Origin of the sequence: Massilia sp. Dwa41.01b, from assembly GCF_014171775.1 — a bacterium.
Classification (GTDB): domain Bacteria; phylum Pseudomonadota; class Gammaproteobacteria; order Burkholderiales; family Burkholderiaceae_D; genus Telluria.
This window is the reverse complement of sequence record NZ_CP050454.1, coordinates 4,540,249-4,562,465: the sequence shown is the minus strand read 5'-3', so window position 1 is coordinate 4,562,465 and position 22,217 is coordinate 4,540,249. Positions and strand designations below refer to the sequence as shown.

At 63.7% G+C, this 22,217-nt stretch carries 19 protein-coding genes, 1 tRNA gene and 1 pseudogene; 13 read left to right on the top strand and 8 right to left on the bottom strand.

Annotation, left to right across the window (positions count from 1 at the left end; genetic code table 11):
- Positions 1-122: 122 nt before the first annotated feature.
- A complete protein-coding gene (locus G4G28_RS20955) occupies positions 123-1,184 on the bottom strand; it encodes a 3-deoxy-7-phosphoheptulonate synthase (RefSeq protein WP_182989780.1) in 1,062 nt (353 codons plus the stop codon).
- A gap of 110 nt (positions 1,185-1,294) precedes the next feature.
- Between G4G28_RS20955 and ybiB the strand changes: the two are divergent.
- The 12 genes and pseudogenes from ybiB to G4G28_RS20895 all read left to right on the top strand — a co-directional run bounded on the left by ybiB (position 1,295) and on the right by G4G28_RS20895 (position 14,539).
- A pseudogene (gene ybiB / locus G4G28_RS20950) lies at positions 1,295-2,225 on the top strand (DNA-binding protein YbiB).
- A 424-nt stretch (positions 2,226-2,649) separates the two neighbouring features.
- Positions 2,650-3,180: a DUF4402 domain-containing protein gene (locus G4G28_RS20945; protein WP_183107797.1), complete on the top strand. Its 531-nt coding sequence runs from the start codon at positions 2,650-2,652 to the stop codon at positions 3,178-3,180.
- 25 nt (positions 3,181-3,205) lie between these two features.
- Positions 3,206-3,448 (top strand): DUF4402 domain-containing protein, encoded by a 243-nt coding sequence (locus G4G28_RS27660; RefSeq protein ID WP_183107796.1) that lies wholly within the window; start codon positions 3,206-3,208, stop codon positions 3,446-3,448.
- 38 nt (positions 3,449-3,486) lie between these two features.
- Positions 3,487-3,693: a DUF4402 domain-containing protein gene (locus G4G28_RS27655; RefSeq protein WP_267875288.1), complete on the top strand. Its 207-nt coding sequence runs from the start codon at positions 3,487-3,489 to the stop codon at positions 3,691-3,693.
- Between the two features lie 41 nt (positions 3,694-3,734).
- Positions 3,735-4,583, top strand: a complete 849-nt coding sequence (locus G4G28_RS20930; protein ID WP_182989777.1) for a molecular chaperone — start codon at positions 3,735-3,737, stop codon at positions 4,581-4,583.
- A gap of 998 nt (positions 4,584-5,581) precedes the next feature.
- Positions 5,582-7,321: a collagen binding domain-containing protein gene (locus tag G4G28_RS20925; RefSeq protein WP_183107795.1), complete on the top strand. Its 1,740-nt coding sequence runs from the start codon at positions 5,582-5,584 to the stop codon at positions 7,319-7,321.
- A 121-nt stretch (positions 7,322-7,442) separates the two neighbouring features.
- Positions 7,443-8,651 (top strand): NAD(P)/FAD-dependent oxidoreductase, encoded by a 1,209-nt coding sequence (locus tag G4G28_RS20920; RefSeq protein WP_229507761.1) that lies wholly within the window; start codon positions 7,443-7,445, stop codon positions 8,649-8,651.
- A gap of 211 nt (positions 8,652-8,862) precedes the next feature.
- The gene (gene rpsU, locus G4G28_RS20915) at positions 8,863-9,075 is read left to right on the top strand and encodes a 30S ribosomal protein S21 (RefSeq protein WP_005665410.1); all 213 of its coding nucleotides are present in this window, start codon (positions 8,863-8,865) and stop codon (positions 9,073-9,075) included.
- A 161-nt stretch (positions 9,076-9,236) separates the two neighbouring features.
- Positions 9,237-9,686 (top strand): GatB/YqeY domain-containing protein, encoded by a 450-nt coding sequence (locus G4G28_RS20910; protein ID WP_182989772.1) that lies wholly within the window; start codon positions 9,237-9,239, stop codon positions 9,684-9,686.
- A gap of 312 nt (positions 9,687-9,998) precedes the next feature.
- Positions 9,999-11,795, top strand: a complete 1,797-nt coding sequence (gene dnaG, locus G4G28_RS20905) for a DNA primase (RefSeq protein ID WP_182989771.1) — start codon at positions 9,999-10,001, stop codon at positions 11,793-11,795.
- 229 nt (positions 11,796-12,024) lie between these two features.
- Complete coding sequence (rpoD, locus tag G4G28_RS20900; RefSeq protein ID WP_182989770.1) at positions 12,025-14,280, top strand: RNA polymerase sigma factor RpoD; 2,256 nt, start codon at positions 12,025-12,027, stop codon at positions 14,278-14,280.
- Between the two features lie 180 nt (positions 14,281-14,460).
- Positions 14,461-14,539, top strand: a tRNA-Ile gene (locus G4G28_RS20895).
- A 206-nt stretch (positions 14,540-14,745) separates the two neighbouring features.
- On the opposite strand, the gene G4G28_RS20890 is transcribed toward G4G28_RS20895, so the two are convergent.
- The 7 genes from G4G28_RS20890 to G4G28_RS20865 all read right to left on the bottom strand — a co-directional run bounded on the left by G4G28_RS20890 (position 14,746) and on the right by G4G28_RS20865 (position 20,540).
- Entirely contained in the window at positions 14,746-15,162 is a 417-nt protein-coding gene (locus G4G28_RS20890; RefSeq protein WP_182989769.1) for a hypothetical protein, read from the bottom strand.
- A complete protein-coding gene (locus G4G28_RS26940; RefSeq protein WP_229425235.1) occupies positions 15,159-15,401 on the bottom strand; it encodes a hypothetical protein in 243 nt (80 codons plus the stop codon). Before G4G28_RS26940 ends, G4G28_RS20890 begins: the two co-directional genes overlap by 4 nt.
- A complete protein-coding gene (locus G4G28_RS26935) occupies positions 15,392-15,763 on the bottom strand; it encodes a hypothetical protein (protein ID WP_229425234.1) in 372 nt (123 codons plus the stop codon). Before G4G28_RS26935 ends, G4G28_RS26940 begins: the two co-directional genes overlap by 10 nt.
- Before the next feature lie 8 nt (positions 15,764-15,771).
- Positions 15,772-16,242, bottom strand: coding sequence for a PAAR domain-containing protein (locus G4G28_RS20880; RefSeq protein WP_229425233.1), 471 nt, complete (start codon positions 16,240-16,242; stop codon positions 15,772-15,774).
- 268 nt (positions 16,243-16,510) lie between these two features.
- On the bottom strand, positions 16,511-17,326 hold the full coding sequence (locus tag G4G28_RS20875; protein ID WP_183107793.1) for an HAF repeat-containing protein: 816 nt from the start codon (positions 17,324-17,326) through the stop codon (positions 16,511-16,513).
- Positions 17,327-18,019: 693 nt separating this feature from the next.
- Complete coding sequence (locus G4G28_RS20870) at positions 18,020-19,120, bottom strand: DUF3466 family protein (protein ID WP_229507760.1); 1,101 nt, start codon at positions 19,118-19,120, stop codon at positions 18,020-18,022.
- 271 nt (positions 19,121-19,391) lie between these two features.
- A complete protein-coding gene (locus G4G28_RS20865; protein WP_182989765.1) occupies positions 19,392-20,540 on the bottom strand; it encodes an HAF repeat-containing protein in 1,149 nt (382 codons plus the stop codon).
- A 404-nt stretch (positions 20,541-20,944) separates the two neighbouring features.
- On the opposite strand from G4G28_RS20865, the gene G4G28_RS20860 reads away from it, so the two are divergent.
- On the top strand, positions 20,945-22,111 hold the full coding sequence (locus G4G28_RS20860) for a diguanylate cyclase (protein WP_183107792.1): 1,167 nt from the start codon (positions 20,945-20,947) through the stop codon (positions 22,109-22,111).
- Positions 22,112-22,217: the final 106 nt, after the last annotated feature.

Sequence of the window (22,217 nt, the reverse complement as noted above, 5' to 3'; positions counted from 1 at the left end):
ACAACCGCGTGGAGTCAGGACTCCACCCTACGTTCGCCTGGTCATCAGGGCAGAAGACACATCGGTGGAACGCAACGGTACAACCGCGTGGGCTCGAGAGCCCACCCTACGGCTACAACACCTTATGGACGCTGCAGCAGCTCCTTGTGTGCGCCGCGCAGCATCGCCACCGTATCGTCCCAGCCGATGCAGCCGTCCGTCACCGAGCAGCCGTACTTCAGCTGCGTCAGGTCGCTCGGAATCGGCTGGTTGCCGGCCACGATGTTCGATTCGATCATCACGCCCACCAGCGACTTGTTGCCATGCCTGATCTGCTGGATCACATCCGACATGACCAGAGGCTGCAGCTCCGGCTTCTTGTAGCTGTTCGCATGCGAGCAGTCCACCACCAGGTTGGCCGGCAGTTTCGCCTTGACCAGGGCCTGCTCGGCGATCGTCACCGAGACCGAGTCGTAGTTCGGGCGGTCGCCGCCGCCGCGCAGCACCACGTGGCCATAGGCGTTGCCGCGCGTGCGCACGATCGACACCGTGCCCTTGTCGTTAATACCCAAAAACGCGTGCGGATTGGCCGAAGACAGGACCGCGTTGATGGCGATGCTGACGTCGCCGTCGGTGCCGTTCTTGAAGCCGACGGGCGTCGACAGGCCCGAGGACATCTCGCGGTGGGTCTGCGATTCGGTCGTACGCGCGCCAATCGCGGTCCAGGCGATCAGGTCGCCCAGGTATTGCGGCGAGATCGGGTCGAGCGCTTCGGTGGCGGTCGGCAGGCCGAGTTCGCAGACATCGATCAGGAACTGGCGTGCGCGCTCCATGCCGACGTCGACCTGGAACGAGTCGTCCATGAACGGGTCGTTGATGTAGCCCTTCCAGCCGGTGGTCGTGCGCGGCTTCTCGAAATACACGCGCATCACCAGCAGCATCGTCTCGGACACTTCTTCCTGCAGTGCCTTGAGGCGGCGCGCGTAGTCCAGGCCCGCTTCCGGATCGTGGATCGAGCAGGGACCGACGACGACGAACAGGCGCTTGTCCTTGCGGTCGAGGATATCGCGCAGCGCGTCGCGGCCCTCCATGACGGTGGTGAAGGCGCGCTCGGAGAGGGGCAGGCGCGCGTGCAGCTCGCTCGGCGTCGGCATGCGGCCGAAGGAGGTGACGTTGGTATTTTCGATATCTGGGGTGATCAGCATGGTGCGGTGCGGTAGGCGGCTCGGATCGACGAGTGTAGCGCCAAAAATGCATCCATGCAGCCCCCTGTGCAAAAACACCGCATCCCGCCCGAGGGTGTAAGCTGGCGCCCATGCATACCGACCACACCGATACCGACCACTTCCCGGCCGCCCGTTTCATCAAGGAGATCGGCCGCGGCCAGAAGGGCGCGCGCAGCATGTCGCGCGAGGACGCGGCCAGCCTGTACGGCGCCATGCTCGAGGGCCGCGTGTCCGACCTCGAACTCGGCGCCATCCTGCTCGCCATGCGCATCAAGGGCGAGTCCGTGGAGGAACTGGCCGGCTTCATGGACGCCGCCGAGCGCTCGTTCGCGCCGCTCCCCAGTCCGCCCGGCGCCTTCGCACCGGTCCTTATCCCCAGCTACAACGGCGCGCGCAAGCTCGCCAACCTGACGCCGCTGCTGGCGCTGCTGCTGGCGCGCGAAGGCGTCCCGGTCCTGGTGCATGGCGTGCGCAATGACCCTGGACCGCGTCACCACCGCGGAAATCCTGGCCGAGATGGGCCTGGCCGAAGCGCGCACCAGTGCCGACCTCCAGGACGCGTTCGCGCGCGCACGGCCGGCCTTCATGGCCATCGAAACGCTGGCGCCGCTGCTGGCGCACATGCTGTCGCTGCGCCGCATCCTCGGCGTGCGCAATTCCACGCACACCCCGGTGAAGATCCTGCAGCCCTTCGAGGGGCCGGCGCTACGACTGGTGTCCTACACCCATCCGGAATACCTGCAGACCCCGGGCGAATACTTCACCAGCAGCGCCCCGGCGGCGCGCGGCGAGGCCTTCCTGATGCGCGGCACCGAAGGCGAAACCGTCGCCCACCCGCACCGCGCCCAGCAGATCGACTGGTTCCACGGCGGCACCCGTACCCTGCTCGTCGAGCGCGACGCGCCGGTCGACAACCTGGCCGAGGTGCCGGACGGGCGCGACGCCGCCACCACCGCGGCCTGGATCGCGCAGGCCCTGCGTGGAGACGTGCCGGTGCCGCCATCGATCACGGCCCGGTAGCGGCCTGCGCCCAGGGCTGCTCGCGCGCTGCGCACCTCGACTGCCTGAAAAAGCGGCGCCGCCGCGCGCCCGCCGCTTCCTCCACGCTCCTTCACTGCTGCTTTTCTACAACGAACTGTCCCCGCCACGCGCGGCGCGACAGCGATTCTTTCCGTTCGGACTTCATCCACTTGCGATTTCTCAAGAGTGGAGGTGCGTTCCCGCGGTCAACTTCCCTCACTGTCTCGTTTTCGCATCGAAGCAGCTTGACTGTGCAGATGATGATCTGTGGCAAGAAAGAGGCGAGGGGCTTCTTGCAAAATGGCAAAACGATACCGTAAGGCAATTCGGTGAGGCTGCAAATCCACATCATCGCGTTCGGTCTCGTTATGCCAAGTCCGGCCCGCCACGAGCCGGTCCCCCCAAAATGTGAAGGATGACTAGAATGACCAAGCACTCACGCATTACCTCCCACGGTATCCGCCTCGCCGTCCTGGCGCTGGCTGTCGCCGCCACCGGCAGCGCCATCGCGGTCAGCGCCGTTGCCACCTCGACCGGCGTCGTCGTCGCCCCCATCGCCATTGCCAAGACTGCCGAGATGTCCTTCGGCAGCTTCGCTGTCGGCACCACCGCCGGTTCGGTCACGCTCAGCCCGAACGGCACCCGTGGCGTTTCGGGCGGCGTGACCGGCATGACCGGCGCCACCACCGCTGCCCAGTTCAACGTGACCGGCCAGTCCGGCAATACCTATTCGATCTCGGTCAGCGGCACCCAGCTGAGTTCGGGTACGGACACGATGGCGTATGCCCCGGTGAGCGACCTCACCGCCAGCGCCATCACTTCCGGCACGGTGTCGTCCGGCACGTTGGCCGGTGGCGCCCAGTCGATCTTCGTGGGCGGCGTGCTGACCGTTGCCGCCAACCAGCCGGCCGGCACCTATACCGGCAGCGTCACGGCAACCGTCGAGTACAACTGACGGCCAGGGCCCGGGGTTCTCATCGATGACCATGCCCCGCGCCCGCATCATTGCCTCCACCTGCCTCGCCCCCGTGCTGCTGGTCGCAGCCGGCGGCGGGGCGTTCGCCCAGCAGGTCAACCTCTCGAATACCCGCGGCCTGGACTTTGGCCGCTTCGCCGCCAGCAGCGGCGGCAGCGTGACACTTGGCCCAGGCGGCCTGCGCTCGCGCACCGGTGGCGTCGTTCTGCTGAACTCCCGAGCGCCGGCCAGGCGTCGTTTGCCGTAAGTAAGTTCAGCAATGGCAGCGGCAACAAATCCGTCGTCATTACCCTGCCGGCGAACGGCAGCACCCGCCTTGCCAGCGGCGCCAACAGCATGGCGGTGGGCAGCTTCGTCAGTTCGCCGGCGTCGATCCAGACCATCCCCAGCAGCGGCCTCACGATGGGCGTCGGTGCTACCCTGACCGTGGCGCCGAACCAGGCGCCCGGCAATTATTCCGGCAGTTTTTCGCTGATCGTCAATTACCAGTAATCCTGTGCCATCGCCATGCGGCGCAGTGAAAGGACCCCATGATGTTTTCGCTTTCGTTCGCTCCCGCCGCACCGCTGCGCGCCTTGCTGGGCTGCCTGCTGCTGGCGGTCCTGCTGCCGGTCCGCGCCGAACTGATGCTGCATCCGACCCGCATCGTGTTCGACAAGAATGCACGCGCAGCCCAGATCGAACTGATCAACAACGGCAGCAAGGCGGCCAGCTACCGCATCTCGCTCGTGAACCGGCGCATGACCGAAGCGGGCCAGTTCGAGGCGGCCGACGCGCCCATCGAGGGCGAGCGCTTCGCTGACCCGATGCTGCGCTATTCGCCGCGCCAGGTCACCCTGCAGCCGGGTACCGCCCAGACCGTGCGCGTGATGCTGCGCAAACCCGCGGACCTGGCCGAAGGCGAATACCGCTCGCACCTGCAATTCGACAAGCTGCCCGAGGCCGAGGGCAATACCAGTATCGAGAACCAGGCTGCCGGCGGCACCCAGATCGGCGTCGTGATGAACGCGCTGGTGGGCGCCTCGGTCCCCGTGATCGTTCGTCACGGCAACACCGGCGTCGACGTCAAGCTGACCGGCCTGGCCCTGCGCAAGGAAGACGCGCGCCAATTCGTACTCGCGCTGCAGTTCGAGCGCGAGGGCAACAGCTCGGTGTACGGCGACATCCACGTCAGCTTCATGCCGAAGAACGGTACACCGGTGAACCTGGCCCAGGTCGGCGGCATCGCCGTCTACACGCCGAACCGGGTGCGCAAGGCCAGCCTGCCGCTGCAGGTGCCGGCCGGCCTGGCGCTGGCCGGTGGCACCCTGCAGGTGAGTTACCGCGACCGGCCCGAGGCCGGCGGCAAGCTGCTGGCCGAGGCCAGCCTGAACCTGCCTTGACGCGGCTCCAAGGCACGCCTGAAGCTTGGCCGGCGTGCCTGACAAATCCACCAGCTATCCGGCACCTGTTTCTTCCGGCAATATTTTGGCAAGTCAACTGTATTCGCGTTCCATGGGGACATGCCGAACAGGTGTGATGCGTGCGGTGCTGGTGCTGCTGCCGGTGGCGCCGGCGTTCGTCCAGCTGGCCGCGGCCGCGCCGGCCCAGCAAAGCGAAGCCAATCTGGTCCTGCTCGAAGTACGTCTCGGCAACCAGGTGCTGTCCGATGCCGTCACCGCTTACGAGCTCGGCCGCAACATCTACCTGCCGCTGGGCGAAATGGCGCGCCTGTTGACCCTGGCCATCCGCGTCACGCCCGGGGAAGGACGTGCCAGCGGTTATATCCTTACTGAAGAGCGCAATTTCAGCCTCGACGTGCCGAATGGCGCGCTCAACATTGCCGGCCGCCACGAAACCCTCGACCGCGCCCACATCAAGCTCCAGCCCGACGAGATCTACGTGGCCAGCCAGTTGCTGGCGCGCTGGCTGCCGGTCGACTTCGATCTCGACATGTCGAACCTGGCCTTGAAGGTACGCCCGCGCGAACAGCTGCCCTTGCAGGCGCGCCTGGCCCGGCGCGAGCGCGGCAGCCTGCCGGGCACTCCCGGCGGCTATATCGACCCCGGCTACCCGCGCCTGGCCACGCCCTACCGCCTGGCCGATATGCCTTTCGTGGACCAGACGTTCGGCGTGGCAACCGACAGGCGGGATGGCCGGCGCCAGAACGAGGCAAGCTATACCGCTTATCTCACCACTGACCTGCTCGGGATGGAGGCGGCGCTGTACGCCAGCCACAACCGCCACGATCCCTCGTCCGGGCTGCGCCTGACGCTGGGGCGCAACGACCCCGACGGCGGCCTGCTGGGGCCCTGGGGGGGCGCGCAGCGTGCTGTTCGGCAGCGTGCCCCTGCCCAGCGTGGCGAACATTTCGATCAGCAGCCCGACCGGCAACGGTGCCATGCTCAGCAACCGCCCGCTCGACCAGCCGACCAGTTTCGACCGCCACACCCTGCAGGGCGCATTGCCGCCCGGCTGGGACGTCGAGCTCTATTACAACGAAGCGCTGGTCGGTTTCCAGCAATCCGGGCCGACCGGCAAGTACAGCTTCGAGGACCAGCCGCTGGCCTATGGGCCGAATGAATTCCGGCTGGTGTTCCATGGGCCGCTGGGCCAGACCCGGGTCGAGCGCCAATCCTTCCTGCTGGAGCAGTCGGCGCTGCCGCGCGGCGCACTCTATTACGACGTCGGTGCCCACCGTGACCTGCAGGGACGCGAGCGCGCGCTGGCCCAGTTCGAGTGGGGCGTGAACGCGCACCTGAACGCGGTCGGCGGCTGGCAGCGCCTGCCGCTGTCCGGTACTACGCGCAGCTATGCCAACGCCGGCTTGCGCGGCTACTACAAAAGCATCATCGCGACCGCCGACGCGGTAAAGGCCAAGGACGGCGGCAAGCTGGCCCAGCTGGGGCTGAAGACACGGGTCGGCAACGTCGCGCTCTCAGCCAGCCGCGCCCGGCTGGATGATTTCACTAGCGAATTCTTCCTGCCGAGCAGCGACCCGGTCCGCACCCGCGACGAGCTGCGCGCCGAAGGCGTGCTGACGGTGGGCGCGGCCAATTTCTTTCCGCTGTCGCTGCAACTGCGGCGCGACGTGCTCGCCTCCGGCGTCGAGAACCGCGAAGTGCAGGGGCGGCTGTCGGCCTTCCGCGAGGGCACCGCGCTCACCAACGCGCTGCGCTGGCAATCGCTCGCCGGTACCCGCCGCGCCGACGGCCTGTTGCAGCTCAGCCGCAGGGTGGCCGGCATCGGCCTGGCCGGCCAGCTGCAGTACACGCTGGCGCCGGAGGCCCGCCTCGGCAGCGCCGCCGTGTCGGCCGATTACTATATGGCAGACGGCTACCTGCTGAACCTGGGCCTGGCGCGCATGTTCCAGGAGCGCGAAGTGCGCGTGAACGCTGCACTGAATAAAAGCCTGGGCAGCTATGGCCTCGGGGTGAACGGTTTTGTGACCAATCGCCACGACTATGGCCTGGGACTGCAGTTCTTCATGGCGATGGGGCTGGAGCCACGCGCGGGGCGCCTGATGACCGAGGCCCAGCCGATGGCGAACACGGGCGCCGCCTCGGTCCGCGTCTTCCTCGACAAGAACTTGAACGGCACGATGGACGGAACGGACGAAGCCATCAAGGGCGCCGGCTTTACCGTCAACGGCGCCAACTATGGCGTGCGCACCGACGCCGCCGGCCTGGCCTACCTGGGGCGGCTGCCGGCCAACCAGCACACCGATATCGGCATCGACCCGGATACCCTGGAAGACCCGCAGTGGCAATCGCAAATCAAAGGCGTGCGCATCGTGCCGCGGCCGGGCAAGGTCAGCCAGGTGGAATTCGCCGTGGCCGTGACGGGCGAGGTCGACGGTACCACCTATTTGTTCGCGAACGGCGCGCGCCGTCCGATCGGCGACCTGAAGCTGGAACTGGTGGACGGGTCGCGCAAGGTGGTGGCCAGCATGACCAGCGCCGCCGATGGCTATTACGTCATGACCGGCATCCTGCCCGGCGAGTATTTCCTGCGCATCGACCCGGCCCAGCTCAAGCGCCTGAACATGGTCGATACCGGCATGCATGTCATCAAGATCGAACGCGATGGCACCGTGTTGAATGGACGCGATCTCGACGTGCGCCGCGCCGACGACAGCTAGCGCCCGCCCGTTCGTGTACCTGACGCCGTTGTGCTGCGCCCCTCAATTTCCAACCCGCTAGCCCAGCCGCACCCCCAGCGTTTACAATGGCAGGTTTGGCGCAACGCAGGGCGGGATGAGCATGGCAAAGCAATACGATGTAGCGGTAATCGGCGCAGGTGCCGCCGGGATGATGTGCGCGGCGGTGGCAGCCCAGCGCGGCAAACGCGTGATGCTGATCGACCACGCCGAAAAACTGGCCGAGAAGATCCGTATTTCCGGCGGCGGCCGCTGCAATTTCACAAACATCAATGCAGCGCCGCAGCACTTCCTGTCCGAGAATCCGCACTTCTGCAAGAGCGCGCTGTCGCGCTATACGGCCCAGGACTTTCTCGCGCTGGTGAAAAAATACCGTATCGCCCATCATGAGAAGCACCGCGGACAACTCTTCTGCGACGAGTCGAGCGAGCAGATCATCGCCATGCTGAAAAGCGAATGCGAGAAGGGCGGCGTCAACTGGCGCATGCCTTGCAAGGTCGAGTCGGTATCAAAAGTGGAGGAAGGCTTCGTTGTCGCCACCGACCACGGCGAGATCGAGGCGAGCAGTGTCGTCATCGCCACCGGCGGCCTGTCGATCCCGAAGATTGGCGCTACCGACCTCGGCTATCGCATCGCAACCCAGTTCGGCCTGCCACTGGTCGAGCCGCGTCCGGGCCTGGTGCCGCTCACCTTCGACGGCCCCAGCTGGGCGCCCTTCGTGCCGCTGGCCGGCATCGCGCTCGAAGTGGAAGTGAGCACGGGTTCCGGCAAGGGCAAGAACGCGAAGAAAGGTCATTTCCGCGAAGACCTGCTGTTCACCCACCGCGGCCTGTCGGGCCCGGCCATCCTGCAGATTTCCAGCTACTGGCAGCCGGGCACGCCGATCGTGCTGAATTTGCTGCCGGAAATGGATGTCGCAGAAGAACTCATCGCCGGCAAGACGACGATCAAGAAGCAGCTCGGCAACGTGCTGGCCGGCTGGCTGCCGGCGCGCCTGGTCGACGGCCTGCTGCTGGCCAACGGCTTCGCGCCGGACGCGCGCCTGGCCGACATGCCCGACGCCAAGCTGCGCAAGCTGGGCGACGCCATCAACCGCTGGGCCATCGTCCCGACCGGCTCCGAAGGCTACCGCAAGGCCGAAGTGACGCTCGGCGGCGTCGACACGCGCGCGCTGTCGCAACAGACCATGATGGCCAAGGATGTTCCGGGCCTGTACTTCATCGGCGAGACGGTGGACGTCACCGGCTGGCTGGGCGGCTACAACTTCCAGTGGGCCTGGGCCTCCGGCTTCGTGGCGGGGCAGAGCGTGTAACCATTTTTCAGGCCAAAGTCCGCAGCGGTTTTCGTAGGGTGGGCGCCCCGAGCCCACGCCGCGGCACATGCGGTCGCCATCGTGCCACTCGGCAATAAAAACCCCTCCAATACCCATGTAGCAATTCCGGCACATTTCGGTAAACTCTTCCACTGCTTGCCAAAAGCTGCTAGAATTTCGTTCTTCCCAAATCCAACGGTTTCATTTTTACATGACCACTATCCGCCTTAAAGAAAACGAGCCGTTCGAAGTCGCAATGCGTCGCTTCAAGCGCACCATCGAAAAAACCGGTCTGCTGACCGAACTGCGCGCTCGCGAGTTCTACGAAAAGCCAACCGCAGAGCGCAAGCGCAAGCTGGCAGCTGCCGTGAAGCGTCACTACAAGCGCATCCGCAGCCAGCAACTGCCGAAGAAACTGTACTAAGACTGTTCAGCCGGCCACGATCCGGTGACGCCCCCTGTTTGAGGCGCCTTGTCCCGGACCTGTCCTGGCCACTGCTGTAGTCTCTGGAACCCGCCCTGGTTGCTACCCCGGCGGGTTTTGTTGTTTGTACCCCTGTTTGCACGATCCATTTCGAGGATGCCATGAGCCTGAAAGAACAAATCACCAACGACATGAAGGCGGCGATGCGCGCCAAGGAAGCCGGCAAGCTGGCCACCATCCGCCTGATCCTCGCTGAAATCAAGCGCAAGGAAGTCGACGAGCAGATCGAAGTCAACGACCAGCAAACCGTCGCCATCGTCGAAAAGATGATCAAGCAGCGCAAGGACTCGATCACCCAGTTCGAAGCGGGCAATCGCCAGGACCTGGCCGACATCGAAAAGGCCGAGCTCGAAGTGCTGGTGACCTACATGCCCGCCGGCCTGTCGGAAGAAGAAATCGCCGCGGAAGTCGCTGCCGCCGTCGCAGCATCGGGCGCGGCCGGTCCGCAGGACATGGGCAAGGTCATGGGCATCGTCAAGCCGAAACTGGCTGGCCGTGCCGACATGACGGTCGTGTCGACGCTGGTCAAGAAGGCGCTCTCTGGCGCCTGATGCAACACAAACGGGCTCTTGAGGCCCGTGCTTGTTGCAAATCAACTTGTAGCAAGCCCTGCGGTATAGTCTGACTTTCTTTGGCGTCCGGCAAACTTCAGGGAATGGCGCATCGCCCCCAAGAGCGTCTAACAAAACTGTCAGAGACCCTGAAGGTGGGGCCTTCAGGGCGAGGCGAAGCCAAGCGCCGCGGCGACGACGACAGTACATTTGTACGGCCAGGAGCCGCAACGCGGCTATGGCGGTTTTGTTAGGCGCTCTACGGCGATGCAATGCTGCCATGGGGTTTGATTCGAAACGGTATAAACCCACGTGATCCCGCAATCCTTCATTACCGACCTGCTCAACCGCGTCGACATCGTCGACGTGGTCGGGCGTTATGTGCAGCTGAAAAAGGGCGGCGCCAATTACATGGGGCTGTGTCCTTTTCACAGCGAAAAATCCCCCAGCTTTACCGTCAGCCCCACCAAACAGTTCTATCACTGCTTCGGTTGCGGTGCCCATGGCACCTCGATCGGCTTCCTGATCGAATACTCGGGCATGGGTTTCATCGATGCGGTGAAAGACCTGGCCCAGGGCGTCGGCATGGTCGTGCCCGACAACGACGACAAGATTCCCCCGATGCAGCGCGCCGCCCAGCAGGCGCAAACGCTGGCCCTGTCCGATGCGCTGACGCAAGCCTGCGACTATTACCGTGCGCAACTGAAAACCGCGCCGAATGCCATCGCCTATCTGAAGAACCGCGGCTTGACCGGCGAAGTCGCTGCCCGTTTCGGCATGGGCTACGCGCCTTCCGGATGGGACAACCTGCGCTCGGTCTTCCCCGACTACGATGCCCTGGCGCTGGTCGAATCGGGCCTGGTGATCGACAAGGTCGATGAAGATGGCGGCAACAAGAAACGCTACGACCGCTTCCGCGAGCGCGTCATGTTCCCGATTCGCAACACCAAAGGGCAGGTGATCGGCTTCGGCGGCCGCGTGCTCGATAGTGGCGAACCGAAATACCTGAATTCGCCGGAAACCCCGCTGTTCCAGAAAGGCCTGGAACTGTACGGCCTGTTCGAGGCGAGGCAAGCCATCCGCGACGCCGGCTATGTGCTGGTGACGGAAGGCTACATGGACGTCGTCGCACTGGCCCAGCTCGGCTTCCCGCAAGCGGTAGCGACGCTCGGCACCGCCTGCACCAGTACGCACGTGCAAAAGTTGCTGCGCCAGACCGACAACGTCATCTTCAGTTTCGACGGAGATAAAGCCGGCCGCCGCGCCGCGCGCCGTGCGCTGGAAGCGTGTTTGCCGCAGGTAAGCGACAACAAGACCATCCAGTTCCTGTTCCTGCCCGAAAAGCACGACCCGGACAGCTTCGTGCGTGAATTCGGCGCAGATGCCTTCGCCCAGGAAATCAACGACGCCATGCCGCTGTCGCAGTTCCTGCTGCGTGAAGTGACGGGCGAACACGATTTGTCGACGCCGGAAGGGCGCGCCGCCACCCAGTACGACGCCAAACCCCTGCTGCAGGCCATGACGCCCTCGGCGCTGCGCCTGCAGATCGTGCGCGGCCTGGCCAGCCTGACGGAATCGACGCCGGCCGAGATCGAGGGCCTGTTCGAACTGTCGAAACCGGTGTCGGTCGCGAAAAAGGCGCCGCCGCGCCAGGGCAGGCCGCAGCCGGTCGGATTGGAATTGCAGATCGTGCGCATCCTGGTGGCGCATCCGGCCCTGTCGCTGACGCTCGACGAGTCCGACTTGCAGGCCTTCGACCATTTCGGCCAGGAGTCGAGCGACTCCCTGCGTTACCTGGTAGCCGTTGCCCAAGCCCTGGGGGAATACGGCAACTTCGCGGCGCTGTCGGAACAGCTGAAAGAGGGCAGCAACCACTACGACCGTATCATCGCCGAGATCGCCTCCGAGCCGGAATCGGATCCGGACGCGAACCGGGTCTTCCTGGCATGCGCTGTGAGGGAGATCAAGATCGACGCCTTGAAACAGGAGTTGAACCAGTTGTTTTCCAAGGGACTGACCCCAGATCAGGTGAGTACTCGCTATCGTGAAATCGTAGCCCAGCAGCAGCTCTTGGAGAGCGAGCAAGCCGCTGCCCGGAGCCCCCGCTGAGCACGTGTTGCGAAGGCAGCAGTTAGGATTTGTGCAACTTGGAAAAAGAGGGGTGCGTGCTATAATAAAACGCTAACTATTGCAACCTTTGAAACGATTTTCGTGTCAAAAGCGGCGTGGAGTTTCAGTTAGCGGAGCAGTGTTGTACGCTGTTAGCAGGGTGATGTAAGTTAACAAAACTTTATCTTTAACCACCGTAAAGTTAGCCGTTGTGACATCGAAAGCGCCTGTGCCAACCAAGAAACCCGAACCCCAAGTGGCTGCCAAACCCACCAGAACGTCCGCCAAGGCGGACAATGCGCAAGACAAGGCGGACGTTCGTACCGGCGCCGCGCCTGTCGTCAGCCAGACCACCGATGCCGCCGCACTGGCCGCCATCGATACGTCGGGCTACGTGCTGCCATCCGTGAAAGTGCCGGGGCGGCGCGGGCGCAAGCCAAAGGAATTCACGCCCGAGAACGACGAAGTCGCCGCGCTGAATGCCGTCGAACGTGCTGAACTGAAAGCCGTCGACAAGGCCAAGGCGAAGGACCGCAAGGCGAAAGAAAAAGCCCTGCTGAAAGACGCCTTCGCGTCCGACACCGAAGCGAGCGAAGAAGAAATCGAGCTGCGCCGCCAGAAGCTCAAGACGCTGATCAAGAACGGCAAGGAACGCGGTTTCCTGACCTACGCGGAAATCAACGACCACCTGCCCGACAACATCGTCGACCCGGAAGCGATCGAAGGCATCATCGGCACCTTCAACGACATGGGCATTGCCGTGTACGAACACGCGCCCGATGCCGAAACGCTGCTGCTGTCCGATAACGTTGCCACCGTCACCAGCGACGACGAAGCCGAGGCCGCCGCCGAGGCCGCGCTCTCCACCGTCGATTCCGACTTCGGCCGCACCACCGACCCGGTCCGCATGTACATGCGCGAAATGGGCTCGGTCGAGCTGCTGACACGCGAAGGCGAAATCGAAATCGCGAAACGCATCGAAGACGGCCTGCGCGACATGATCCAGGCAATTTCCGCCTGCCCAGTCACGATCGCCGAAATCATCTCGGCTGCCCAGCGCATCGAAGCCGACGAAATCAAGATCGACGAGATCGTCGACGGCATGGTCGACGCCGAAGCCTCGGAAGAAACCTCGCCCTCGGCCATCGGCCCATCGAATGCCGACAGCGATGAGGACGAGGAAGAGGAGGCCGGGGACGAGGAAGAGGGCGAGGAAGAAGAAGCCGCCGCCAGCACCGGCGCCGCCGGCTACTCGGCCGAGCAGCTCGAGGCCCTGAAAGCCTCGGCCCTGGAAAAATTCGGCACCATCGAACAGCAGTTCGACAAGATGCGCAAGGCCTACGAGAAGGACGGTTACAACTCGAAAGCCTATGTCAAGGCGCAGGAAGCCATCTCGAACGAGCTGCTGGGCATTCGCTTCACGGCAAAAGTCGTCGAAAAGCTGTGCGACACGCTGCGCGGCCAGGTCGACGAGGTGCGCCACATCGAGAAGCAGATCCTGGATGTGGCCGTGAACCGCTGCGGCATGCCGCGCGCCCACTTCATCAAGGTCTTCCCGGGCAACGAAACGAACCTGGAATGGGTCGACGGCGAAGTCAACGCCGGCCATGCCTACAGCGCCATCCTGGGACGCAACATCCCGACGATCAAGGAACTGCAGCAACGTCTGATCGACCTGCAGTCGCGCGTCGTGCTGCCGCTGCCGGACCTGCGCAACATCAACCGCCAGATGGCGGCCGGTGAAATGAAGGCCCGCAAGGCCAAGCGCGAAATGACCGAGGCCAACCTGCGCCTGGTGATCTCGATCGCGAAAAAGTACACGAATCGCGGCCTACAGTTCCTTGACCTGATCCAGGAAGGCAACATTGGCCTGATGAAGGCCGTGGACAAGTTCGAATACCGCCGCGGCTATAAATTTTCGACCTATGCGACGTGGTGGATCCGCCAGGCCATCACCCGCTCGATCGCCGACCAGGCGCGCACCATCCGTATTCCGGTGCACATGATCGAGACCATCAACAAGATGAACCGCATCTCGCGCCAAATCTTGCAGGAAACCGGTGCCGAGCCCGATCCAGCCACGCTCGCGATCAAGATGGAAATGCCGGAAGACAAAATCCGGAAGATCATGAAGATCGCGAAAGAGCCGATTTCGATGGAAACGCCGATCGGCGATGACGACGATTCGCACTTGGGCGACTTCATCGAGGACAACAACACGCTGGCACCGTCGGACGCGGCCCTGCATGCCTCGATGCGTGGCGTTGTGAAGGACGTGCTGGACTCGCTGACCCCGCGCGAAGCGAAGGTGCTGCGCATGCGCTTCGGCATCGAGATGTCGACCGACCACACGCTGGAAGAGGTGGGCAAGCAGTTCGACGTCACCCGCGAGCGGATTCGCCAGATCGAAGCGAAGGCACTGCGTAAATTGCGTCATCCGTCGCGTTCGGACAAGCTGAAGAGCTTCCTGGAGGGGAGCAGCTGATTGTTGGCTGCTGCCGGTCGTCGGCTCAGGTGCTTGCCTCAGTGGCTGAGGTCGGCGGCTGAGTTTAGCAAGTGCTTGACGGCGCTACTGTAAAAGCAATATCCTCTCGCCACTCTGCTTCACGGTACCGCGCCGTGCGAGCGGGTGGCGAGATCACTTCTTGCCACTGTCCCGATTTCTGGGCCTCTAGCTCATGCCTGGTTAGAGCAGCGGACTCATAATCCGTTGGTGCCCGGTTCGACTCCGGGGAGGCCTACCAAAATTTCCATCAGTACCAACAAGGTCGACGGCGACGTCGAGTTGGCCTGCGTGGCCGCGTCCACAGACGCATCACTCTGTCGCTTGTTTCCTTGTTGCAAATTCTGTCTTGCTACAATATTGACGTCGGCCTGAGGCATGTATCCTTCGACGGCTTTCCTGTCCATTGTCTGTAGCCGTACTGTCCAGAATCCGCATCCTTTTACTCTATTGAAACGATTTCGGACATTCGTTTGTCCACTGCACTACTGTCATGTAAGAAACTTTTTCTCCTATTGTTTCGACGCGAAGGCCCGTTGCATTTTTGATGTAGTAAAACGTGCAGAGGACTCCTGCATCCAGGGTACAGAACTCGACTTCAACTATGTGTCGTTGAACTAGTTGTTTCTCCGTGCCGTCATACTCATAACCATCCGTTTGATGCATTGGAACAGGTTTCCGTCCTGATTTCAGAATGCGTGCGCGTGCTTGAAGGAGCGGCACGCCAACCTTCAAAGGGACTGAACGTGTGGCAGCTGCGTTGTCTGTTCCAGAATTACCGACAGCTTTGGCTTCGATTAACGGAGACGACAAAAGGAATACTATGCCGGCGATGTTCAAAAATTTCAGGTAGTTTGGTGTCATTGTCCTGTTCCTCCAGCAGCTTGATAGTTTCGATAAAACTCTTCGTAAGATACGAACGGTTGAGGCGGGTTGTGATTGGCTAGTCCTGGCCCCATCGGTAGCGCAGCCCATTTCGCGGCAGCACCACCCATGGAACCTGCAATGTCGCCTGCCTTGATCTTCTCGATGACACCGACGGAGCGCAGCAACTCGATGGCAATAAGGTCTTGGGTTTTAGGTGAGAAATCTGTCAGTCCCATTTTTCCGCCGTGTTCACGCCAAGTCGCCACCGTAATTGATACATGCCAGCAGCGGTCGTCCGTCCACCCATTCCGGGACCAGGGTGGGTCGAATAATCGGAAAAACGCCATGGATCGTTTCGTTTGCCTTTGAATGCGCCGTATTTGAAGTCGTAGCCGCCCCCTTCCGCCACAGCAATTGCCTTGATAAAGGCAGCGACATTGCGATCAGCAAGGAACGCTTCATTCTCTGCCAATCGCGTCGATTGCTTCAGCTTGATTCGGACAATCTTCCCTTCCGCGCTTTCCCTGGGCGTGGTTGTCCTTTCCGTACGCCGAACCAAGGTACGCCCCGAGGGCGAAGTGATTGTTTGAGTGGTCATAGTCTGCCCTAGACGTATATCTCGACAAGTTCCGCGTTGACTGTTGCGGCCAGCAGATGGGTACAGCCATGTGCATCGGTGGTGCCATGCTCGATCTCACCCGACGCTCGGCGGATGGCATATTCGGTATTCGAAAGAGGATCGCCAGTATCGTCATCGAGCAGAACGAACTTGTCGTCGAAGTGCGCGGCGCTGGCTTCCGCAGGCGCTATCGCATTCTTCATGGGCTGGAAGGACGGCGCAGTGGAGAAACTGGAGGTCGTCGACTGGCTGGCTGCAGAGGCATCGCCTCCGCCACACTCCACGATATCGGTGAACTGCGTCGCAATGAGAGAGGCACCGCACGCCGTTTTCATTCCCGCGAGTGCGACGCCTTTCCCGTAGAACGTTGTGGTCGGCGCGCCTTCGACAATCGGGAAAACCCCTTTGCACTTCGGACACAAGACTTTGTGACCGACGAAAGCGATCGGTTTTCCCATGCAGATGTCGAAGAGCGAGCCTTCTAACACTTTGCCACGTGACTGGTGGGATCTCCCGGCCGAATGATTTCGCCGGTCATGTGCGTTCGCCACCAGGCTTTGATCTCGGATAACGATACAAGGCGTGGGAGAGTGCAGGGCGAAGTGCGGTTATGCAGTTGAGCGGGCTCAAGCGACCTGAGGAATTGTGTTGTTTGCTTGGAGGGCAGAACGCTTCGAAGGCTCGCGCCGCCGCTTCGATGTGGAATCAGCGGCGGCTAGTAGCGCCTTACTCGAGCGCGGCAGCCTCCTCGCTCAGGTCAATCTCCGGTGCCGCCATTCCATGCGGACGAATCAGGTCGAGCCGCACCGCATACGACACGCCACCCCGGTAGGCCGTCGCCGCGATCTGCCCGGCGTCATTGATCGCTTCCGGCGATGCGATATCCCAGCCCAGTTTCGGATTGATCAGCGCATTCAGGCTCTGCATCGTCCTGCCGCGGTAGATGAATCCGGACAGGTGGTCGCTGGCGCCGACGACGTGGCCGTAGTTGTTGATGCCGTTACCGGTGCTCGACCTTTCCTCGACCGTGGAGGGACGGCCGTCGATGTTGATCAGGCGGCCATGGCTGTAGAGGAAGGCGACCCGGCTGCGGAAACCCGTCAGCACCGACATGTAGCCGGTGATCTGCCCGCGGTCGTTGATGGCCTGGCCGCCGTTGGGGCCGGAGCCGAAGTCGCCGAGGTCACGCATCGTGCCGCGGGTCCAGCTAAAGGCGCGCAGGGGCTGGTCGGGGAAGGTGAGTTCGCCCGATTCGCCGGCGATCTGGTTGCGGTTGTTGAGCGCCAGGGCGTTGTTGAGCGTCGGTTCCGGGAAGGGCAGGTTGCCGATGTCGCGCAATGCTCCGCCGGGTGCGCGCAGGTAGCTGCGCACGCCGTCCGGAAAGTCGGGCGAGGCGCCAGTGGCGGTGATGTAGCCGGCATTGTTGATGTCGGTGTAGGTGGTGCGCCTGCCCGGGATGACGCCGATGTCGCGCCGTGTGCCGCGGTAGTAGATGAAGCCGCGCTGCTCGCCGCCGGCCGTTGTCCAGTTGCCGAGCACCACGCCCTTGTCGTTGATGGCGGCGGCCGTGCTGGACCTGCCGCCGGGCGCGCCAGGTCGACCAGGCCGCTGCCACGGTTGAGGAAAGCGTGCGAGGAGGTGGCGCTGTACGGGTAGGTGCCGACGACGGCGCCGGCACTGTTGATGTCGGCGGCCCTGCTGTTGGCGGGGCCGACCACCGTGACCCGGTATTCGGGATAGGCCGGGGCGGCCTGCGCCACGGCCATGCTGAACGACAGCAGGAACAGGGAAATGCGTAAAGGTGCTTGCATACGGACTCCTGAAGTAGATGACGGACGGTCGGGCAGGACTCTGCCTTCCCACCGCCGGATGAGTCGGTCGCGATGTGTTGCAGTGGCGGGCCGACTCGCTGGTGCGGGCATGAAACGCGGGCACGAAGCCCGCGCACGTTCCAGCCCGCGCGCGGGCAATCGCGCGCAGTTCAGGCCTGGTGCCTGCCTGCGACGCTAAGTACTCACCCAAAAATAAATGTGTTTTTGGCTTCCAGAACCGGCGCGTTGCTGCGTCGGCTCGCGCTTGCAGTGCTCGCACTGCGGCGCTCTCGCCGTCTTGCACCGCATCCGGTTCTGTTTGCCAAAATTCCCATTTATTTTTGGTCGAGTACTTAGTGCCGGCGTTAGCATCGCAAGGGGCTGGCGCCGCTCCGTCGCCGCGCCAGCCCCTTGCTGGAGGACTTCACTGTGCCAGCGGACGCACCAGCTCGCGCGCTTGTGCCGCGGCGTCCGCCCTGGTGTCGTCCGCGGCCGCATCAGGCGAGACGGCCTTGGCGGCTGGATCGGCCTCGTCACCCGACTCGACGTCCGGTGCCGCCAGGTGGTGTGGACGGATCAGGTCCAGGCGCACGGCGTATTGCACCCCGCGGCGGTAGGCAAGGGCTGCGATCTGGCCGGCGTCGTTGATGGCGCGGGGAAAGGCGATATCCCAGCCAAGCCTGGGGTCGATCAGGGCGTTCAGGCTCTGCATCTTCCTGCCGCGATAGACGAAGCCGGACAGGTGGTTGCTGGAGCCGACGACGTGGCCGTAATTGTTGATGGCTTCGCCGATGCTGTAGCGCTCGACGGTGGGCGGACGGCCGTCGATATCGATCAGGCGGCCGTGGCTGTAGATGAAGGCGACGCGGTCGCGAAAACCGGTCGGCACCGACATATAGCCGGTGATCTGGCCGCGGTCGTTGATGTCCTGGCCGCTGTTGGGCGAGAAACCGAGGTCGCCCAGGTCGCGCAGCACGCCCCGGCTCCAGATGATCGCGCGCAGCGGCTGGTCGGGGAAAACGAGCGGCGAGGAGTGGCCGGTGACCTGGTTGCGGTTGTTCAGTGCCAGGGCTTCGGTGTAGGGGTTCTCGAACGGCAGCGTGCCGATATCGGTGAGGGTGCCGCCTGGCGAGCGCAGGAAGGCGCGTGGTCCCTCCAGCGAATCGCGGATGGCGCCGTACACCGTGATGTAGCCGGCGTTGTTGATGTCGCTGTAGATGCTGTAGCGGCCCGGAAGGGTGCCGATGTCGCGTGCGCCGCCACGATAATAGATGAAGCCGCGACCCTCGCCGCCGCTGGTGAAGTTGCCGAGCACCTGGCCCCTGTCGTTGATGGCGACGGCGCGGCTGTCCGTGCCGCCGAACGTGCCCAGGTCGACGAAGCCCGGCCCGCGGTTGAGGAAGGCGTGGTGGTGCCGGAGACCGGAAAGCTGCCGACGACCACGCCGCTCTTGTTGATGTCGTAGGGCACGCTGTTGACAGGGCCGACGATGGTGACCCGGTATTCGGGATAGCCGGGCCGGCATGGGCGCCGGCGCCGGCGAGGGACAGCAGGAACAGGGACAGGCGATACGCTAGTTTCATCACAATCTCCATGAGTGAAGCCGGGTACGTCGCGACGGGGCGCCGCGGCTCCCGGCTGGCCACGGCACGCATTTGCGGATGCAACACGTTCATCAGGCGGACGTGGTGCCGACGAAGCGGCGGGCCACGGCGGGCAGCCGGAGAACGCAAGGCTGCAACAAGGTCGTAGCAAGGTCGCCACGGCGCCGCGTGCTTGCCCCGGCCGCCCGTGCGTTACTGCGTCACGGGTTGCGCCGACGCCTGTGCCTGCGCCGCATCGGCCGCCGGCGTCGTCTCGAGCAGCGGACCGGCCTCGCTACCCTCGTCCAGCGGTGGCGGCGCCATCAGGTGCGGACGGATGGGGTCGAGCCGCACCGCATACGCCACCCCGGCGCGATAACCGGTGGCTGCGATCTGCCCCGCATCGTTGATGGCGCGCGGGAAGGAAATGCCCCAGCCCGATGTGGGATCGATCTTTGCCTGCAGGCTTTCCATGCGCCTGCCACGGTAGATGAAGGCGCCGATGCCGCCATTGGCGCTGCCGACGACCTGACCATAATTGTTGAGGGCCTCCCCGGTGCTGAAAGGCATGGCGCTATCCGGGCGGGTGTCGACCAGGGTGAGGCGGCCATGGCTCCATAGCGCGGCCCGCTGCTGGCGGAACTCGGCGATCGCGACATAGCCCGACACCTGGCCGCGGTCGTTGATGTCCAGGCCATAGTTCGGCGTATAGCCCAGGTCCGGCAGCTCGCGGATGACGCCGTTGGTCCAGACGTAAGCGTTGAACGGCAGCTCGGGACGGAAGAAGGTGCCGGACTCGCCCGTGACCTGGTTACGGTTGTTGAGTGCCTCGGCCTGATTGATGGCGTTTTCATAGGGCAGGATGCCGATCGGCCGGAAGCTGCCGTTCGGCGCGCGCAGGAAGGCGAACGGGGAAATGTCGGTGGGGGCGCCAGGGGGCGGGCCGGCCAGGGTCAGGATGTAGCCCGCATTGTTGATGTCGACGAACACGCCGGCGCGCGCGGGAACGGGAGGGATGTCGCGCCGCGTACCGCGATAGAAGGTGAAGCCGCGGTTCTCGCCGCTGGCGGCGGTCCAGTTGCCGAGCACCACGCCCTTGTCGTTGATGGCGACGGCGCGATTGGACGTGCTGTCCGGCATGACGATTTCGCGGTAACCCGTGCCGCGGCTGATGTAGGCGCGCGAAGTGGTGATGCCGGTCGGTACGTTGCTGACCACTACGCCGGCCTGGTTGATGTCGGTGGGCGTGCTGTCGGGTGGGCCGACGATGGTAACCCGGTATTCGGGATAGGACGGGTGGGCCTGGGCCAGGCCCATTGCAAGCGACAGCAGGAACAAGGAAATGCGGTTGCGTACTAGCATGACGATCTCCAGAGTCTGATAACGGCCGGACAAGGCATGGGCGTCCGGCCGGAACGCCCACCGTCGCGGGCTCGCAAGCTACGGCACCCGGTTGCGCTCAAGCTGCAATATCCTCATCGCTATTTCAAAAAGGAATGAAATATCTTTAAGAAACAATGACTTGCAATCGGATTCACGCCTTCGCTCATCAAGGTACGCCTGCACTGGCGGAGGGGTTTGGGATGGCGCAATGCGGCAGGCGTTAAATGCGGCTGGCTTGGCCGATGGAGGGAAGCAGTGGTCGTGGAGGGCGCCTGGACATTCCGGCAATTAACCTTTGGTGAGAATCTGTGATTTCCTCCCGGTCATATTACTGGCACAATGTCGTCCTGTTCAGTAGGCGTGGCCGCGTTGGAGTAGACACCATGGAAATCAGTTCACTGACCGCCGAGTTCGTGCGTGCGCCGGTGGAGGCCGCCTACCTGAAGCACAAGCAGGACCAGACCCAATCCCTGCTCTCGTTCACGCTGACCTTCTGCGCGCTGTTCTACCTCGGCTTTTTCGTCACCGATCTCGCCGCGCTCGGCTGGGGCGTGGAGACGCGGGCCATCCTGGCGGCGCGCCTGCTGGTGGCCGCCACCGCCGGCGTCTTCGCCTGGCTGGCCTACCGCCGCCTGCTGTCGGTGCATTTCACGCGGGTGGCGGCGACGATGGCCGAAAGCGTGGCAATGGTCTGCTTCATGTTCATTGCCGTGACGCGCCCGGCTGAATTCCACTGGCACGCGATGTCGCTGGCGATCATGCTCGTGGTCATTTACTTGTATATCCCGAACCGCCTGCGTTACGCCCTGGCGCTGGCCAGCGTCGCCACGGTGGTTTTCGTTGCGCTGGCCGACCTGCACAGCCAGATGTCCTTTGCCGATACCCTGACGATGGGGATGCTGCTGGTGCTGGTCAATACCTTCGGCTTCCTGGCCGCGCGCCGCTTCAACCATGTGTCGCGCGAGGAGTTCCGCTCCTGGTCGGTACTGAAACATGCGGCCGAGCGCGATCACCTGACCGGCTGCTTCAACCGGCGCTACCTGCACGAGCAGTTGATGGGAGGGCGCTGGGTCGGCAGTAGCGCCCGGCCGGACAGCCTGACGGTGCTGCTGTGCGATATCGACCACTTCAAGAACATCAACGATACCCATGGCCATGATTACGGGGACGTCGTGCTGCGCGCCTTTGCGCAGATCCTGCAGGGCGCCGTCCGAAGCGAGGTCGACAGTGTCGTGCGTTACGGCGGCGAGGAATTCCTGATTGTCCTGCCGGGTACCAGCCTGGCCGGCGGCATCGCCCTGGCCGAGCGCCTGCGCACGTGCTTTGGCGCGACCGAACTGGCCGCCCAGGACGGCAGCGTACGCCTGCGCGCCACGGCCAGCTTTGGCGTGGCCACCGTCGACCTGGGGGCGGCGACCGGCGAGGACCCGCTGCGCCAGCTGATTGCCGCTGCCGACGAGCTCATGTACGAGGCCAAGCGCAATGGCCGCGACCGCGTCGAGCACCTGCAGCTGGCCGCCATCCCGCAAAACCTGCGCTGCAGCGCCTGACCCGGCGCCCGCACTATCCCGGCCTATCGCCGTCACATGCACGGCGTGGATGACACGCATCGTCCAGCCCTTCGCCCTGCGCTGCCAGGCTATGGCACTAGCACGT